Annotated in this window: 18 protein-coding genes; 10 read left to right on the top strand and 8 right to left on the bottom strand. The window is 54.2% G+C overall.

Annotated features, from left to right (window positions below; translation table 11 throughout):
* Nucleotides 1–97 precede the first annotated feature (97 nt).
* The 4 genes from gmd to QRN55_RS08085 all read left to right on the top strand — a co-directional run bounded on the left by gmd (nt 98) and on the right by QRN55_RS08085 (nt 4,003).
* Nucleotides 98–1,168, top strand: coding sequence for a GDP-mannose 4,6-dehydratase (gene gmd / locus QRN55_RS08100; protein ID WP_284776282.1), 1,071 nt, complete (start codon nt 98–100; stop codon nt 1,166–1,168).
* A gap of 2 nt (nt 1,169–1,170) precedes the next feature.
* Nucleotides 1,171–2,112, top strand: coding sequence for a GDP-L-fucose synthase (gene fcl / locus QRN55_RS08095; protein WP_284776280.1), 942 nt, complete (start codon nt 1,171–1,173; stop codon nt 2,110–2,112).
* Nucleotides 2,113–2,211: 99 nt separating this feature from the next.
* Complete coding sequence (locus QRN55_RS08090; protein WP_284776278.1) at nt 2,212–3,228, top strand: glycosyltransferase family 10 domain-containing protein; 1,017 nt, start codon at nt 2,212–2,214, stop codon at nt 3,226–3,228.
* Between the two features lie 82 nt (nt 3,229–3,310).
* Nucleotides 3,311–4,003 carry an FkbM family methyltransferase gene (locus tag QRN55_RS08085; RefSeq protein WP_284776276.1) on the top strand — a complete coding sequence of 231 codons (693 nt, stop codon included), beginning with the start codon at nt 3,311–3,313 and terminating at the stop codon, nt 4,001–4,003.
* Between the two features lie 49 nt (nt 4,004–4,052).
* On the opposite strand, the gene QRN55_RS08080 is transcribed toward QRN55_RS08085, so the two are convergent.
* From QRN55_RS08080 to QRN55_RS08065, 4 genes are read right to left on the bottom strand one after another with little or no spacing between them, the layout of a single operon-like run.
* The gene (locus QRN55_RS08080) at nt 4,053–4,916 is read right to left on the bottom strand and encodes an alpha-1,2-fucosyltransferase (RefSeq protein ID WP_284776274.1); all 864 of its coding nucleotides are present in this window, start codon (nt 4,914–4,916) and stop codon (nt 4,053–4,055) included.
* 41 nt (nt 4,917–4,957) lie between these two features.
* Nucleotides 4,958–5,710: a glycosyltransferase family 25 protein gene (locus QRN55_RS08075; protein WP_284776273.1), complete on the bottom strand. Its 753-nt coding sequence runs from the start codon at nt 5,708–5,710 to the stop codon at nt 4,958–4,960.
* A 40-nt stretch (nt 5,711–5,750) separates the two neighbouring features.
* Nucleotides 5,751–6,476, bottom strand: coding sequence for a glycosyltransferase family 2 protein (locus QRN55_RS08070; RefSeq protein WP_284776270.1), 726 nt, complete (start codon nt 6,474–6,476; stop codon nt 5,751–5,753).
* Between the two features lie 58 nt (nt 6,477–6,534).
* A complete protein-coding gene (locus QRN55_RS08065) occupies nt 6,535–7,002 on the bottom strand; it encodes an Lrp/AsnC family transcriptional regulator (protein WP_111837874.1) in 468 nt (155 codons plus the stop codon).
* Between the two features lie 244 nt (nt 7,003–7,246).
* On the opposite strand from QRN55_RS08065, the gene trxB reads away from it, so the two are divergent.
* The gene (trxB, locus tag QRN55_RS08060; RefSeq protein ID WP_111837873.1) at nt 7,247–8,221 is read left to right on the top strand and encodes a thioredoxin-disulfide reductase; all 975 of its coding nucleotides are present in this window, start codon (nt 7,247–7,249) and stop codon (nt 8,219–8,221) included.
* A 23-nt stretch (nt 8,222–8,244) separates the two neighbouring features.
* Nucleotides 8,245–9,141 (top strand): LysR family transcriptional regulator VtlR, encoded by an 897-nt coding sequence (locus QRN55_RS08055; protein ID WP_062448936.1) that lies wholly within the window; start codon nt 8,245–8,247, stop codon nt 9,139–9,141.
* A gap of 268 nt (nt 9,142–9,409) precedes the next feature.
* On the opposite strand, the gene QRN55_RS08050 is transcribed toward QRN55_RS08055, so the two are convergent.
* On the bottom strand, nt 9,410–9,730 hold the full coding sequence (locus QRN55_RS08050) for a hypothetical protein (protein WP_162694366.1): 321 nt from the start codon (nt 9,728–9,730) through the stop codon (nt 9,410–9,412).
* On the opposite strand from QRN55_RS08050, the gene QRN55_RS08045 reads away from it, so the two are divergent.
* Together QRN55_RS08045 and QRN55_RS08040 are read left to right on the top strand one after the other, a co-directional pair.
* On the top strand, nt 9,722–10,012 hold the full coding sequence (locus QRN55_RS08045) for an ArsR/SmtB family transcription factor (RefSeq protein ID WP_111837871.1): 291 nt from the start codon (nt 9,722–9,724) through the stop codon (nt 10,010–10,012). The genes QRN55_RS08050 and QRN55_RS08045 overlap by 9 nt on opposite strands.
* 48 nt (nt 10,013–10,060) lie before the next feature.
* Complete coding sequence (locus QRN55_RS08040) at nt 10,061–11,173, top strand: alkene reductase (protein ID WP_284776265.1); 1,113 nt, start codon at nt 10,061–10,063, stop codon at nt 11,171–11,173.
* Nucleotides 11,174–11,223: 50 nt separating this feature from the next.
* Here QRN55_RS08040 and QRN55_RS08035 read toward each other — a convergent pair whose 3' ends face one another.
* Nucleotides 11,224–12,234 carry an NAD-dependent epimerase/dehydratase family protein gene (locus QRN55_RS08035; protein ID WP_284776263.1) on the bottom strand — a complete coding sequence of 337 codons (1,011 nt, stop codon included), beginning with the start codon at nt 12,232–12,234 and terminating at the stop codon, nt 11,224–11,226.
* Nucleotides 12,235–12,328: 94 nt separating this feature from the next.
* Between QRN55_RS08035 and QRN55_RS08030 the strand changes: the two genes are divergently transcribed.
* Nucleotides 12,329–13,273, top strand: a complete 945-nt coding sequence (locus QRN55_RS08030) for a LysR family transcriptional regulator (RefSeq protein WP_112499609.1) — start codon at nt 12,329–12,331, stop codon at nt 13,271–13,273.
* Between the two features lie 14 nt (nt 13,274–13,287).
* Here QRN55_RS08030 and QRN55_RS08025 read toward each other — a convergent pair whose 3' ends face one another.
* Nucleotides 13,288–13,563: a DUF2188 domain-containing protein gene (locus tag QRN55_RS08025; protein ID WP_111837867.1), complete on the bottom strand. Its 276-nt coding sequence runs from the start codon at nt 13,561–13,563 to the stop codon at nt 13,288–13,290.
* A 184-nt stretch (nt 13,564–13,747) separates the two neighbouring features.
* Between QRN55_RS08025 and QRN55_RS08020 the strand changes: the two genes are divergently transcribed.
* Nucleotides 13,748–14,863, top strand: a complete 1,116-nt coding sequence (locus tag QRN55_RS08020; protein ID WP_284776260.1) for a calcium:cation antiporter — start codon at nt 13,748–13,750, stop codon at nt 14,861–14,863.
* Between the two features lie 51 nt (nt 14,864–14,914).
* On the opposite strand, the gene QRN55_RS08015 is transcribed toward QRN55_RS08020, so the two are convergent.
* Nucleotides 14,915–16,117 (bottom strand): pyridoxal phosphate-dependent aminotransferase, encoded by a 1,203-nt coding sequence (locus tag QRN55_RS08015; protein WP_284776258.1) that lies wholly within the window; start codon nt 16,115–16,117, stop codon nt 14,915–14,917.
* Nucleotides 16,118–16,274: the final 157 nt, after the last annotated feature.

Below are 16,274 nucleotides of genomic sequence, written 5' to 3'. Positions count from 1 at the left end.
CAGTTAAGATATCGCACAATAAACAAGCTGAGGTCGCGGACGCGCTAACCATGCTGCGCAAAACAGCCTCTGCATCTCGGGACGGAAGCGGATCACAATGACGGACAAAGCAAAAGTAGCCCTGATAACAGGCGTAACCGGCCAGGACGGTGCCTATCTGGCGCAATTGCTGCTCGACAAAGGCTATATCGTCCACGGCATCAAGCGTCGCTCGTCTTCGTTCAACACTGGGCGCATCGAGAATATCTATCAGGACCCGCACGACGATAATCCGCAGTTTTTCCTGCATCACGGCGACATGACGGATGCGACGAACCTCATCCGCATCGTACAGGAAACACAGCCCGACGAGATTTATAACCTCGCAGCACAAAGCCACGTTCAGGTTTCCTTCGAAACACCAGAATATACGGCCAATGCAGATGGCATCGGCACCTTGCGTGTGTTGGAGGCCATCCGCATTCTGGGACTCGAGAAAAAGACACGCTTCTACCAGGCATCCACGTCGGAGCTTTATGGTCTTGTTCAAGAAGTGCCCCAGCGCGAAACAACACCGTTCTACCCACGCAGCCCCTATGCAGCCGCCAAGCTTTACGCCTATTGGATCGTTGTGAATTATCGCGAGGCATACGGCATGCACGCGTCCAACGGCATTCTGTTCAATCACGAAAGCCCGCTGCGCGGCGAAACCTTCGTCACCCGCAAGATTACCCGCGCCGCCGCTGCCATCAAGCTCGGACGGCAAGACAAGCTCTATCTCGGCAATCTCGATGCACAGCGTGACTGGGGCCATGCGCGGGAATATGTGCGCGGCATGTGGTTGATGATGCAGCAGGAACAACCGGACGACTACGTTCTGGCCACCGGCGAAACAACGCATGTCCGCACCTTCGTCGAATGGGCTTTTGCCGATGTCGGCATCACGCTGACCTGGCAGGGTGAAGGCGTTGACGAAAAAGGCCTGGATGCAGCAACCGGTAAAGTGCTGATCGAAGTCGATCCCCGCTATTTCCGCCCGACCGAAGTGGAACTGCTGATCGGAGATCCCACCAAGGCGCATGAGAAGCTTGGCTGGAAACATGAGACGAGTGTGCGCGAGCTGGCACGAGAAATGGTGACGGAAGATTTGCGCATCATGCAATCCGAAATCGTAGCAAAAGGCGCCTGATCATGAGTGGCTACGATCTTAGCGGCAAGAAAGTATGGGTGGCAGGCCACCGCGGCATGGTGGGATCGGCCATCGTACGGCGCTTGCAGCAAGAGGGTTGCACCATTTTGACGGCCAGCCGGGACGATGCGGATTTGCGTCAACAGGCAGAAGTGGAAGCATGGATGGGGGCCCAGAAACCGCAGGCCATTTTTCTGGCAGCCGCAAAAGTCGGCGGCATTCTGGCAAACGACACCCGCCCCGCAGAGTTTCTCTACGACAACCTGATGATCGAAGCCAACATCATCGAGGCGGCGTACCGCAATAATGTCGAAAAGCTGCTTTTTCTAGGCTCTTCCTGCATATACCCGAAGTTTGCAGACCAGCCGATCTCCGAAGACGCCCTGCTGACAGGTGCGCTAGAGCCAACCAACGAGTGGTACGCCATCGCCAAAATTGCAGGCATCAAGCTAACGCAAGCTTATCGCAAACAATATGGCTGTGATTTCATCTCCGCCATGCCAACAAACCTCTACGGCCCCGGAGACAACTTCGACTTCACCTCCAGCCACGTGCTACCAGCCCTAATCCGCAAGGCCCACGAGGCGAAGACACGCGGCGACAAGGAAATCGTGATCTGGGGCACCGGCACCCCCCGCCGAGAGTTCCTGCACGCAGACGACTGCGCAGACGCACTCGTCTTTCTCATGAAAACCTATTCAGACGAAACCCACGTCAATGTCGGTAGCGGTGAAGACATCTCCATCCTCGACGTCACCAAACTCATCTGCGAAATCGTTGGTTTCGAGGGAGAGATCAAGCATGATTTGAGTAAGCCAGATGGCACACCGAGAAAGTTGATGAGTGCGGAAAAGCTGAGGGGGATGGGGTGGAGCCCTATGCGCTCACTGCGTGATGGGGTCGCTTCATCTTATAAATGGTACACATCGAATCACGTCAATTAACTCAACCCAGATCACAAAAATCGATGATTGAGGATAAATGACTATCGTCGGCTATTAACTTAAAACAGAGAGAAAATCTGTACAAACGAGGACATTCGATTGCGTGCAATAATTTACGATCCACAGCAGAAAAACATGGATAACATGTTTTATGAAAAAGGCGTAAATCCAGAAGATAACAACGTGTGGCATGAAATCCAAACTCGTTTTCATGCGATTGGCTTCGAGTTGTACACTCCGAATACATATCCAGGTCGATTAGAGGATGTTTCATGGGTTATATTTCAAAATATGCCTCAATCATTCAAACCAACAAACCTGCGGCGTCGCTTTAAACGCTTTATTAAAAGGTTGACAGGCGACCTTACATTCTACCAAAAATGCGTAAAGGCAGGACTGTCACAACGGATTTCGGTAATTTTATATGAGCCTGAGGTAGTGGCGGAATTCAGCTACGATAAAAATTACCATAAGTTGTTTTCAGCGATTTTCACATGGGATGAAGAGCTTATAAGGCTTGGCAATCGCTATAAAAAATTTGTTTACCCGCAACCAAATTTCATACCGTTAAAAAATACTGTTCCATTTGAGGAAAGAAAACTCATTTGTAACTTTTCTGCGAACAAGAAATCATCGCATGAAAATGAATTGTACTCTGCGAGAATAAAAACCATAAAGTTTTTTGAAGAAAACTGCTTGGAGGACTTTGATCACTATGGGCGTGGCTGGTCGACAGAATATAAGTCATGGCGCGGATCTGTGGAAGATAAAGAAAAGACGATGGGAAATTATCGTTTTAATCTTTGTTACGAGAACGCAATTAATTTTCGCGGATACCTGACCGAAAAAATATTTGATTCACTTATTTCTGGGTGCGTCCCTATTTACCTAGGAACACCCGATATTCATAACCGAGTTGCCTCCGAAGCTTTTATAGACAGAAGTCAATTTGGCTCTGATGCAGAACTTCTTACTTTTATTAAATCTGTCGACCAAACGCAATGGCAGGCCTACGTGGATGCAGGTCAAGCTTTTCTCGCAAGCAAAACATACCAAAAATACACGCCTAATGGAATATTCAAACTGTTGAAGAGCGGGCTGTCGTTAAATCACTAAAGTTTTGTGTGCCAGTTAGAATCCGTTTGTACCACACAGCACACTATGGTTATGTCCACGCGCATAGCGTTAGGAGGCAAAAGTGGGTTTGAGAACTTGGTTAGGTTTAAAGAAGAAGCGGAAGCCTATCGAAAAACCATTTTTCTTTCAGGAGCATAGTTATTCTCAACTCCAGCAGGATCGCTGGGTGCTGAGTGAACTCTCTAATAAAAAAAATGGCTTCTTTGTTGAAGTTGGCGCATTCAATGGTAAAGACCTTAGCAATACCTATCTTTTAGAAAAAGAACTTGAGTGGACAGGTCTACTGGTCGAGCCGAACCCAATCCTTTCTGACACGATTCGTGAAACGCGAAATTCGCCCTTGGACACTCGCCCCGTCGATTCGATAAGTGGGAAAAAGGTTCTCATGCGTTTCGTTGTTGACGAACCAGAGCTATCCTCAATGGCGTCTATAGCATATTCTGACAAGCATGCGGAATCTCGGCGTAAAGAAAGCGTTGAAATCGAGCAAACCACCGTCTCCCTTAATGACGTATTGGCTACTTATAATGCGCCAACCGATATAGACTACATCAGTATCGATACTGAAGGAAACGAGTTGGATATTTTGAAGGCTTTCAACTTTAAAAAATATAATGTCCGCTTGTTTTCCATTGAACACAACAACACCCGCGCCGAAGGTTTGATAGAGAAACTTCTTGTTGCAGAGGGCTATGAACGCGTTTATCGAGAGTGGTCACGATTCGATGCTTGGTTCAGAAAAAGACAAAATTAACCTACTGTCGTACAATAACGAAGCCGAGGGTTTTAAATCTTTTTTAGGCCTATAACGTCGTCCAAGACATTGGAAGCAAATCCCGATTGGTGTGGGCATCTGACCTAAACCACGTCTTCGGCGCAATCACCTGTTTATCCGGCCTCGGATTAAGCCAAGCCCCCCACCAGCTGAACGTGCTGTTGGCAATAATATGCGAGCGACAGGCTGCCATGAGGTGCATGTCTTCGCCATCGCGGCCATCTGATTGTGGCTCGATGAAAATCATTTCACCCGTCGTCGGCAAATTTTCTCTGGCCCATTGAGGGTCATCTGAAAAGACGAAAAAGGTGGCGTCGCCTGCCTTATCTGCCATTTTATGCATGGCGGCCTCGTACCACGCGGGCTCGCAGGTGCCGTGAATGGCGTTCGCTGCCGGGTTGGTGACATAGTCGCCACGCCTCACGTGAACCGATACGGGAAAATGGGAGCCTTTGATCTTTGAGAGGATGATTTCTCGTTCCGCACTGAAAGGCTGCTTCAGGGAAAAATCATCGCGAATGATGTCTTCGTAATCTTTGAAGTACTTTTCTGTCTGCCAGTAACCGACGAGGTGCGCAGGGCTGCGGATGTCGAGGATCGCTGGATCAAAGAGTGCGGACTTCTCCGTTACCTCTGGCACGCGGTTACGGTTTTTCAGAGACGTTACGACTTTGCCGAAAAAGCTGTTGCGCTGTTTGAGCGGAACTTCGTCGGGCGTCGCGACCTCAGCTTTGATGTTGAAGTGGTCGAGTTGCAGTTGGCGCAGCTTGTAGCGGTCCATTTCCGTCAAATCGAGTTTCAACGGCTGACTGCTGGCCAAGGACAGAGCGCGACCGCATGCATATTGAAACATCTGGTTGCCTAGGCCGCCAACAATTCGGGTGATGATCAAAGCGTGGTCTTTCGTTCTAGATGCCGATATGCGGATGGATTTTAGGTCTTCCACCTGCCCCAATAAAGAAGATTTGCGAAAAAGCGAACGACGTCATCGAACGCGCGGTACACGGCACGCATTTTTCTGAAACGCCGGGATTTTTTTGCCCGTTCCGTGCCCTGCCATATCTCTGACTGTGCAGCCGTTTCGGCAATATGGATGACAGGCCATGGGGAAAACCCGTAGCAATGGACGCCGTGCGTCCAGAACCGATCAAGGTGGCAATCGACGGGTTCGAACCAGGTCTGCGCCGTCTCCAGCAGTTTTTTCGCAGCCTTTGGAGAAACGGCGTAACATGATGTGCCATGCGGGCCGATTTTTAAACGCACGATATCGAGACCGTCTTTGGCAGTAGCAACGCGCACCCACGGGCGCTGTTTGTGACCGGAAAAACGAAGAAGACCATATGTCTCGATAGACTCGATCGCGGCTTCATATGCTGTGCCAAAATTGTCGTTCAGCACCACGTCGTCTTCGAAAATCAGCAGCGAGCGGTTCTCTTTGACGCTGCGCTCCCACAAAAGGTAATGGCTTGCGTAACAACCAAGTTCACCTAGTGTCAGCACAAATCCACGCCGAACTTCCGCCAAGCGAGCATCGTAGCGATCAAACAAAGGCTGTTTGCTCGCCTTTCCATCCACCGCGTCGAAAAAGCTGTATGGAACCCCCAGCGGGTCCAACTGCGCGATCATGGACGCCCTGCGCTGGGTCGAGCGCACGAGATTTACAATGACGATATCAAGTTGTCCCATGTCGTACTTCTATTGTCCGGTTACGGTGTATGGCAGCGCGTTACTCACTCACCCACGAACTCGCCGCATTGACAATTTTCTTCTGAATTCCACGTTGCTCACGCCAGTCGCGGCCTGTGTCTTCTACGACTGGAACACCGCCCGGTGAAAAGATGTAATTTTCGAAGGGCGCGATGTGCTGTTCTAGCTTCTTGTTCACGTTCGAGTAGAACTGCTTTTCAGGGTCGAAGGCAGGGTCCATTAGTTCGGCGCTGCTGCGCGCGACTTTTCCGTCCAGTACGGAGGGTGACGTTGTGAATTTCGTGTAGGTGCCGCGTGGCACTCTGATGCCTGCGAATTTCCAGTAGTGTTTGCCGCGGTGCAGATGACCCCGCTTCTTGATGTCCCAGTTCTGGCTCGCACTATGAAACGAGACCTGCTTGACCTTGTCGTTGAAGCAGGCTTCGACACGTGCGTCCAGAGTGTCCAGCGCAATCCAATCGTCTTCGAGATGGAATACGTAATCGGCACTCGTGGCCTGCCACAAACGTTTCACGGCGGCACCGAAGCCCGCTTTTTCCGGCGTGTATATAATAGGGGCGGGAAAATACCGCTTGAGCAGGGAAATGCACTGCGCTTCGTCATCAGGCGTGCCGAATATGGGATCGATATTAGCGTAGACGTTAACGACCCTGTGAAATTTGAAGGCGTTCTGGGAGAAACTTTCCAGCGTCCGCTCCAGAAGATCAGGGCGGCGGCCCGCAACGATGGTGATATCGATATCCATACTCATTCCCCGAGACCGAAACCTGTTAATCAGGCTGAATGCAACAACACCAAGCCCATCAAACCCCAACCAGCCCCAACCGCTTCACCTGCCGGATCGTCAGCATGGTGCGCACCGTATCCACATGTTCGTCCGCCGTCAGTACTTCGATGACGAAGTCCTGGAACTGGGTCAGGTTTTCGGCGACGCAGTGTAGCAGGAAGTCGCTGTCGCCGGAGACCATCCAGGCTTGGCGGACGAGTGGCCAGCGGTCGGTGGCGGCGGCGAAGGCTTTTAGGTTGGTTTCGGATTGGCGTTTCAGCCCCACCATGCAGAAGGCAACGAGATCAAAGCCGAGCTTCGGTGCATTCAGCATGGCGTGGTAGCCTTCGATGATGCCCGCGTCTTCCAGCTTTCGCACGCGGCGCAGGCAGGGCGGTGCCGAGATGCCGACGCGGTCTGCGAGGTCGACATTGGTCATGCGCCCGTCGCCCTGCAATTCGCGCAGTATTTTCAGATCGATGGCATCGAGTTCGACGCTGGCCAATAGGCTCTTCCTTGTTGAGCTAGAATGCTTCCTTCTACTCTACGGGACGGGATTCGCAATAATCCTACGCGCCAGCGACACAAAATTACGTGTAGAGTGCCGTATGCCCTGTTGGTAACGCAAGGCTGCCCTTGAATATCGGCACTGGACACTCTTAAATACCGGACAACGAAGGGGTGTATCGCGATTGAGCCGGACGCATGGCTCCCACATCTGCCACCCTTCACACAGAAAGGAATGTTCCATGTCCGTCCGCCACTCCAAGGTCCTGATTATCGGCTCCGGCCCTGCTGGCTATACCGCCGCCATTTATGCGGCCCGCGCCATGCTTGAACCGGTTCTCATTGCCGGTATGGAACAGGGCGGGCAGTTGATGATCACCACCGATGTGGAGAATTATCCTGGTTATGCCGACCCCATTCAGGGCCCGTTTCTGATGGACCAGATGCTGAAGCAGGCCGTGCATGTGGGCGCCGAGATCGTCAACGATCTGGTGACCGAGGTGGAGACCACCCGCCGCCCCTTCACCGTCAAAACCGATTCCGGCGCCGTCTGGACGGCCGATACGTTGATCATCTGCACTGGCGCCAAGGCCAAGTGGCTGGGCATCGAGAGCGAACAGCACTTTCAGGGCTTCGGCGTTTCGGCCTGCGCCACCTGCGATGGCTTCTTCTACCGCAACCGCGATGTCATCGTAGTCGGCGGCGGCAATTCGGCTGTCGAAGAGGCGCTCTACCTCTCTAACATTGCCAAGTCGGTCACGGTCGTCCATCGCCGCGATAGCTTCCGTTCGGAGAAGATTTTGCAGGAACGTCTGTTCGCAAAGTCCAATGTGAACATTCTCTGGAACAGCGAGATTGCCGAAATCACCGGCACGCCTGCCAAGCCGCCGATGCCGCCTTCCGTCACCGGTGCAAAGATTCGCAATACGAAGACGGGCGATATCACCGACATGCCAGTTCATGGCGTCTTTGTCGCTATTGGCCACGCGCCAGCCGTCGAGTTGTTCGAAGGCAAGCTGAAGCTGAAGCCGAACGGCTATATGTGGACAGCGCCCGATTCGACGGCGACCGATGTCGACGGAATTTTCGCGGCGGGCGACGTGACCGACGACACCTATCGCCAGGCCATTACCGCCGCGGGCATGGGCTGCATGGCAGCGCTCGAGGCCGAACGTTTTCTCGCAGCGCAAGCGCCGCTTGCCGTTGCCGCTGAATAAGAAAGGCTAAACACCGCATGCCTATGCCGTTGGACTGGGACAAACTGCGCATATTTCATGCGGCCGCCGAAGCTGGCTCCTTCACACACGCAGCAGACAAGCTGCATCTATCCCAGTCGGCCATCAGCCGTCAGGTCAGTGCACTGGAACAGGATGTCGGCGTCAAGCTGTTTCACCGCCACGCGCGCGGCCTGATTCTGACCGAACAGGGTGAACTACTGTACCGCACCGCGCATGACGTTCTGTTGAAGCTCGAAACCGTCAAGATGCAACTGACGGAAACGACGGAAAAACCGAGCGGCAAGCTGCGCGTCACCACCACTGTCGGCCTTGGCCAAGGCTGGTTGACGGATAAGGTGCAGGAATTTCTCCAGCTCTACCCGGAAATGGCCATCCAGCTCATTCTCGACAATGAAGAACTCGATGTGAACATGCGCCACGCGGACTGCGCGATCCGCCTGCGTCAGCCACAGCAATCGGACCTCATCCAGCGCAAGCTGTTTACCGTGCACATGCACGTCTATGCCGCGCCCTCCTACATCAACCGGTACGGAGAGCCGCAGTCGATCGAGGATCTCGATAACCACAAGGTCATTTCCTTCGGAGAACCGGCGCCGAACTATCTTCTGGATGTGAACTGGCTCGAAAACGCGGGACGCTCTTCGGATAACACGCGGCTGGCGCATTTGCAGATCAACAGCCAGACGTCGATCAAGCGCGCCTGCCTGTTGGGAATCGGCATTGCCTGCCTTCCTGACTACATCGTCGGGCGAGATCCCGGCCTTATCCAGCTGTCTTTGCCCGCAGATATTCCGTCGTTCGATACCTATTTTTGCTACCCGGACGAATTGAAGAACGCTGCCAAACTGAAAGTTTTCAGAGACTTCATCGTGGCCAAGGCGCGCAACTGGAACTTCTGACACTCTCAATCTGGAGAAAACGTAGTAGTATCAGCAGCTTAACGTCACACCTCAGAGGTGGCGCAACGCTTTTCCATGGGCAGATTTGCGAAATAAATATGACAGCGAATAGCAGTGATGCGTCAGACGCAGGGCTGGCCTGCACAAAAAAGAGTTGAATGCTGCCCAAGAAAGCATCATATCGCACACAGCTGATGCACACGGCGGCTTTTCCTCCCAGTTCCGCCGCGTCAGCTGTTCCCCTCTGGAGGTTTTATAACCTTCACACTTATAAGGGCCCTGGAGCAATCCGGTGGCCCTCTTTTTTTACCCGCAAAATTTTTCTCTCTACCAGAGGTTCATTGAACAAATCGCCCTTGTTCTTGGCCGCCTGCACTTCCATATTGATATCAGCTGTTGCGGATGCGGTCGCATCGAGCAGCTGTTCCCCTCTGGAGGTTTTGGCCTTCAAACTGTCAGGCCGCGGAGAAATCCAGCGGCCTTTTTTTTGCTCTGCGAAATCAAAAGAAATCCAGCCATTGCCCTTGATATCGATAAATCTCGATATAAATATCGTAATGTGCAGATATACGGAAACGATATGAACCACGAAGACGCCCTGAAGGCCATTGCTCATCCAGTGCGATTGAAATTTCTGGAATGGCTGAAAGAGCCGGACCAGCATTTCAATCAGGCACACCCATTCACCATGGGTGTGTGCGCTCATCAGTTCGAAATTTCTGGCCTGTCGCAATCGACCGTCTCCTCCCACCTTGCGGCCTTGCAGGCCGCCGGGCTGGTCCGGTCGCGAAAGGTGGGGCAGTGGAATTTCTACGAGCGTGACGAGGACAATATCGCGGCCTTTCTCCGCTATCTGAACCAGAAGCTTTAAGCGCGCTTTTTTCGGCGCTCTCTATCAACCAGAAGAGAAAGCACTTTCATGACTAAACTGTTCGAACCTGCACAGGCAGGCGATATTTCGCTGGCAAACCGCATCGTCATGGCCCCCCTCACCCGCAATCGTTCGCCGGGCGCAATTCCCAACAATCTCAACGCGACCTATTACGAGCAGCGCGCAACGGCAGGTCTTATCGTCACCGAGGGAACGCCCGTGTCCCAGCAGGGTCAGGGTTACGCAGACGTGCCCGGCCTCTACAAGCAGGAAGCCATCAATGGCTGGAAGGCCGTAACCGAAGGCGTGCACAAGGCAGGCGGCAAGATCGTCGCGCAGATCTGGCACGTCGGTCGCATTTCGCACACCTCGCTGCAGCCACATGGCGGCCAGCCGGTTGCGCCGTCCGCCATTAAGGCTAAATCCAAGACCTACATCATCAATGATGACGGCACCGGCAGCTTTGCCGAGACATCCGAGCCGCGCGAGCTTGGATTGAACGAAATTCCTGTCGTGCTGGAAGATTACCGCACCGGCGCGCGCGCAGCCATCGATGCAGGCTTCGACGGCGTGGAAATCCACGCTGCCAACGGCTACCTCATCGACCAGTTCCTGAAATCCGGCACCAACCAGCGCAAGGATGAATACGGCGGCTCCATCGAGAACCGCGCGCGCTTCCTTCTGGAAGTCGTCGATACGGTCGCCAAGGAAATCGGCGCAGGCCGCACGGGCATCCGCCTGTCGCCGGTTACGCCTGCCAATGACATCTTCGAAGCCGACCCGCAGCCTCTGTTCGACTATGTTGTACGCGAACTCGGCAGCCGCGGCCTGTCCTTCATCCACGTCATCGAAGGCGCAACCGGCGGACCACGCGATTTCAAACAGGGCGACAAGCCGTTCGACTATGCCGCCTTGAAGGCTGCTTACACCGGTGCCGGTGGCAAAGGCCTGTGGATCGCCAACAATGGCTATGACCGTGAGAGCGCAATCGAAGCAACCGAAAGCGGCAAGGTCGACGCCGTCGCCTTCGGCAAGGCCTTCATTTCCAACCCGGATCTGGTTCAGCGGCTAAAGGACAATGCTCCGTTGAACGAGCCTAACCAGGCCACCTTCTATGGCGGCGGTGCTGAAGGCTACACCGACTATCCGGCTCTGGCATAAAACGAAAAAGCCGCGCATTCATTCGCGTGCGCGGCTTATCTCATTGCATGTCATGCATGCGATACGGCTCGCGGAACCTTGTCAACATATTCTGGCTCCAAGCATTTGAGAGAGATAAGCGTCGCACGCACAGCATCATCGATGGCTGTTTGCGGCTCATCACCAAGAAAGCCGGTGAGTTTTGTGTTGCTCATCCTGATCGGCACCTTCCACAAATAGCGCATTTCGGCCACCTCTCGAAACATCTGCACGAATGGTGAGGCCAGCTTCAACAGCCACCAAGGCGTCTGCTTGACCGAAATCTTGTGCCCAACCACCCGCTGGATGGCTGATGACATGCCTTTCCCATCAGCGTCCCAAAATCCATCCATGTGATAGACTGCAAAGGGCTCAAGCTCATCTGCACGATCCAGCAAGCGACCCATCGTTTCGGCGACATCCGGCAGATAGGCCCATTGGTGGCCGACTCCAGGTGAACCGGGGTTGGAAACCCGCGTGATCTTTTTGCCCGGCGTGACAAGACCCTGGCTGAACCAGTTGTTGTTTGCACCCGGGCCGAAGAAATCACCGGCGCGAACGATGAGCACCGGTGTTTCCGGTGTCGCGGAAGCCTGTAGCCTTCTCTCCATCTCGACGCGGATGCCGCCCTTACGTGTCACCGCATTTTGCGGGCTCTCCTCGGTTGGAAAGGGAAAGGCATTAGGCCCGAAATTATAGACCGTTCCGGGCAGCACAATCCGGGCCCCCACTGCATTTGCGGCGACAATCGTGCTGTCCAGCATGGGGAGCACGAGTGTTTCCCAATTCTTGTAACCCGCCGGGTTGACAGCATGTACGATCAGGGAAGCGCCCTCCGCTGCTTTGGTTACATCAGATGCGTTCATGACATCGCCCAGAACCCATTCCTGTGTGGCACTGGTAGTCTGTGGAACATTGCCCCGAACAAGCGCCCGCACGCGCCAGCCCCGGCGCAGCAGCATATCCATGGCGTGTCCGCCAATACCGCCACGTGCGCCCAGAACAAGTGCCAATGGCTTTGTCGTCTCATTATTATTGGTCAATGCTATCACTCCATCTGAATTCATCACTGGAGTATGAGCGCACTATCCGCTATACGAAATTGTCTAAAGGTGTTGAATGGCTATACGGAAATAAATGATCAAAGAGCGCGAGATCAGCTGGGATTATTACCGCACCTTCCTCAATGTCCTACGCGACGGATCGCTGTCTGCCGCCGCCCGCGAACTCGGCATAACCCAGCCGACCGTAGGCCGCCACATCGGTGCGCTGGAGGAGAGCATGGGTTTTCAGCTCTTCATACGATCGCCCCACGGGCTGGTTCCGACAGATGCGGCAATTGCCTTAAAGCCCTATGCCGAAAATCTTGCAGCCACCGCCTCTGCCCTCTTGCGCGCCGCTTCAGGTGAAGTGGGAAAGATCGAAGGCGCCGTGCGCATCAGCGCCTCCGATGTCATCGGCGTGGAAATCCTTCCGCCGATCATCGCAGCGCTTCAGGAACTGCATCCAAAGCTGGAGATCGAACTTTCACTGTCCGATACGCTCGAGGATTTGTTGCGTCGCGAGGCTGATATCGCCATCCGCATGTCCGAGCCGGTCCAGGATGCGATCGTCATGCGCTACATCGGTAATTTCAGGGTCGGCTTCTATGCGAGCAACGACTATCTCCAGAAAATGGGCACGCCGCTGTCCAAAGCCGATCTCACCAACCACCGCCTCATCGGCTTCGACAGGAAAACCCCCTTCATAAGAGCCACCCTTCAGCGAATGCGAAAAGACAATCCGAGCATCCCAGATGCCGAAAATATCCCATTTGCCATTCGCGCCGACAGCAATCTCGCACAGCTATCCATGATACGTGCTGGTGCAGGCGTAGGATTTTGCCAAGTCGGCCTTGGCAGCCGCGACCCTAACCTCACCCACATTCTGCCGGAAATGGAAATACCGCTGCACACATGGGTCGCAATGCATGAGAACCTGCGCACATCCCCTCGCTGCCGCGCCGTTTTCAACGCACTGGTTGACGGGCTGAAAGGGTTTTTAAAAACAACGGACCCTGACGCACTCGCCAGCAAAAGATAAATATCCGTCTCAGCTCAGACGGCATTGCGGCTCGGTTGGGGCTCCTCATAAACGTCCACCACCTCAGCCTCCGGCCTGTCGCCGCCCTGGCTGTATTCTTCGTGCCAGCGGCCTGCTTCATCCTGATAGGCAATTTCTGTGTCTTCATCGCCGACCTGCTGCTCGGCGGCGGCGATGCGGGCGGCCTGGACGGCGTCGGAATGGGTGGGAAAGGCTTCGGAATAGGCTCCACTCATGCGGTAAGCCCAGCCGCCATCATGCTCCACAATCTCATACACCACTTTGGTCATGCACACTTCCTCCTCTGGATTGAAGGAGCGTGGCAACCTTTGCCGCAAACATGCATTGAAGGACGAGATCGCGGCATTGTCGCCATGTCCTTGAGTGCACTATCCTACCAAATTGCCCAATGTGCAAATCCCGCATGTTGCCGCAGCCTTGATCATCATCAATCCACGATACGGAAGGGCAACCATGTCGATTGCGACGACGCTGAAACAGGAGCGCATGTTGTTTGCGGCGGTGCCATGCGCCGCCGCCGCATATTTCGCAGAACATATGGTGATGGAGCAGAGCAAGACGATCTCCTTCGTCGTGGCCGCAGCGCTGATCGGCGTGATCATTCTCGTATCGATGCGGGTGGCGCATCACGCAGAAATCCTTGCTGCCAAGGTCGGCGATCCCTATGGCACGATGATCCTCACGCTGTCCGCCGTTGCCGTCGAGGTGTTGATCCTCGCAATCATCATGCAGGAATCCACCTCCCCCACGCTGGTGCGCGATACCATCTATTCCGCCGTCATGATCGATATCAATGGCATCCTCGGCATCGCCGCCCTGCTGGGAGGACTTCGCCACGGTGAGCAGCCCTATAATGACGATTCCGCCCGCACCTATGTGGTGATGATCCTGACCGCCATGGGCATCTCCATGATCGTGCCGGAATTCATTCCAGAGGCGAAATGGCATTTTTATTCCATCTTCACCATCGGCGCCATGATTGCTCTCTATGCACTTTTCCTGAAAATGCAGGTCGGTCCGCACAGCTATTTCTTCAGCTACCGCTACCCGCGCACGGAGCGAAAGAAAACCGCTGCCGAGCAGCAGGCCAAGGCGGAAGAAGAGGACAACGAAGGCCCAGCCTCCTACTCCATCGGCGTCATTCTTGTCGGCGTCGTCATCATTGGCGTTCTCGCGGAATTCATGTCCGCCTTCCTCAGCAACGGGCTGGAAGGCAGCGGCGCGCCGTTGGCACTGATGGCGGTCGTCGTCGCGACGATCTCTGCGGCACCGGAGATCATGACGGCTATGCGTTCGGCTCTTCGCAATCGCATGCAGTCAGTCGTCAACATCGCCATGGGCGCTTCGCTATCGACGGTGATCCTCACCGTGCCGGTCATGGAGGCCATCGCGCTCTATACCGGCCAGCCCTTCATCATGGCCATGACGCCGGTGCAGACTGTGATGGTTTTCATCACGCTCTTTGCGGCTGCGATCAATCTGAATGATGGTGAGACGAATGCCATCGAGGGTATGACGCACTTCATTTTGTTCGCGACATTCCTCATGCTGCTGTTTTTGGGTCTCTGAAACAGAAAAGCCCGGCATCACTGCCGGGCCTTTTCTCAAAATAATCAATGCTTAGCGGCAGTTAGCGCAGAAACGCTGAATGCGGTTGCAGGCTTCTTCCAGCAACTTCTCAGATGTCGCATAGGAGATGCGGAAGTTGGGGCCGAGGCCGAAGGCAGAGCCGTGGACAACAGCAACGCCTTCCGTTTCCAGAAGCTCTGTCACGAAGTCTTCGTCGGTTTCAATGACCTTGCCCGACGGTGCAGTCTTGCCGATCAGGCCTGCGCAGGACGGGTAGACGTAGAATGCACCCTCTGGCATCGGGCAATTGATACCCTTGGCCTGGTTCAGCATCGATACGACGAGGTCACGACGGCCTTCGAAGATCTTCTTGTTTTCAGGAATGAAGTCCTGTGTACCGTTCAGCGCTTCCAGAGCAGCCCACTGGGCGATGGAGGTCGCGCCGGAGGTCTGCTGGCCCTGGATCATGTCCATGGCCTTGATAAGCTGCAACGGGCCTGCGGCGTAACCGATACGCCAGCCGGTCATCGCATAGGCCTTGGACACGCCGTTCATGGTCAGCGTGCGGTCGTAGAGCGAAGGCTCCACTTCCACAGGCGTCACGAACTTGAAGTCACCATAGGTCAGGTGCTCATACATGTCATCGGTCAGAACCCAGACATGCGGGTGCTTGACCAGCACGTCCGTCAACGCCTTCAATTCGTCGTGGCTGTAGGCCGCACCCGATGGGTTGGATGGGGAGTTGAACAGGAACCACTTGGTCTTCGGCGTGATCGCCTTTTCCAGTGCTTCTGCTGTCAGCTTGAATTTGCCTTCCAGCGTGGTGTGAACGAAGACAGGCGTACCGCCGCAGATCGACACCATTTCCGGGTAGCTGACCCAGTAAGGTGTTGGAATAATAACTTCGTCGCCGGGGTTAAGCGTTGCCATGAAGGCGTTGAAAAGAATCTGCTTTCCACCGGTGCCGACAATCGTCTGCTCCGGCTTGTAATCAAGACCGTTTTCGCGCTTGAACTTTTCAGCAATCGCCTTGCGCAGCTCGGGAATGCCCGAAATCGGTGTGTATTTTGTTTTGCCTGCGTTGATCGCGGCAATGGCGGCTTCCTTGATATTGTCGGGCGTATCGAAATCCGGCTCGCCTGCACCAAGGCCAATCACATCGCGACCCTGCGCCTGCAATTCACGGGCTTTCTGGGAAACGGCGATGGTGGCGGAGGGCTTTACGCGGGAGAGAATGTCGGCAAGGAAGGCCATTTTTATCGGTCCTATTGAAATTGACATCGGCAGAAGTTTGCGACTGTCGCCTTCTGCGCAAAGTGGTATGTCGAAAGACGTACCGGGTTTCAAGGTCAGATGCCATGAAAACGTTACACTTCATGCAGCGCAGCTCATTTTGACGGCCTAAAAGGCG

It is taken from the genome of Agrobacterium sp. lyk4-40-TYG-31, from assembly GCF_030209855.1.
Taxonomy (GTDB): Bacteria; Pseudomonadota; Alphaproteobacteria; order Rhizobiales; family Rhizobiaceae; genus Agrobacterium; species Agrobacterium vaccinii.
Note: the sequence above shows the minus strand (reverse complement) of the source record. Positions and strands in the feature narration are given on the sequence as shown.

Excerpts from the sequence above, each read along its gene's own strand:
- fcl (WP_284776280.1), top strand. The coding sequence starts at position 1,171 with ATGAGTGGCTACGATCTTAGCGGCAAGAAAGTATGGGTGGCAGGCCAC.
- QRN55_RS08045 (WP_111837871.1), top strand. The coding sequence starts at position 9,722 with ATGAACCACGAAGACGCCCTGAAGGCCATTGCTCATCCAGTGCGATTG.
- gmd (WP_284776282.1), top strand. The coding sequence starts at position 98 with ATGACGGACAAAGCAAAAGTAGCCCTGATAACAGGCGTAACCGGCCAG.
- QRN55_RS08020 (WP_284776260.1), top strand. The coding sequence starts at position 13,748 with ATGTCGATTGCGACGACGCTGAAACAGGAGCGCATGTTGTTTGCGGCG.
- QRN55_RS08015 (WP_284776258.1), bottom strand. The coding sequence starts at position 16,117 with ATGGCCTTCCTTGCCGACATTCTCTCCCGCGTAAAGCCCTCCGCCACC.
- QRN55_RS08040 (WP_284776265.1), top strand. The coding sequence starts at position 10,061 with ATGACTAAACTGTTCGAACCTGCACAGGCAGGCGATATTTCGCTGGCA.
- QRN55_RS08025 (WP_111837867.1), bottom strand. The coding sequence starts at position 13,563 with ATGACCAAAGTGGTGTATGAGATTGTGGAGCATGATGGCGGCTGGGCT.
- QRN55_RS08030 (WP_112499609.1), top strand. The coding sequence starts at position 12,329 with ATGATCAAAGAGCGCGAGATCAGCTGGGATTATTACCGCACCTTCCTC.
- QRN55_RS08070 (WP_284776270.1), bottom strand. The coding sequence starts at position 6,476 with ATGGATATCGATATCACCATCGTTGCGGGCCGCCGCCCTGATCTTCTG.
- trxB (WP_111837873.1), top strand. The coding sequence starts at position 7,247 with ATGTCCGTCCGCCACTCCAAGGTCCTGATTATCGGCTCCGGCCCTGCT.
- QRN55_RS08055 (WP_062448936.1), top strand. The coding sequence starts at position 8,245 with ATGCCGTTGGACTGGGACAAACTGCGCATATTTCATGCGGCCGCCGAA.
- QRN55_RS08075 (WP_284776273.1), bottom strand. The coding sequence starts at position 5,710 with ATGGGACAACTTGATATCGTCATTGTAAATCTCGTGCGCTCGACCCAG.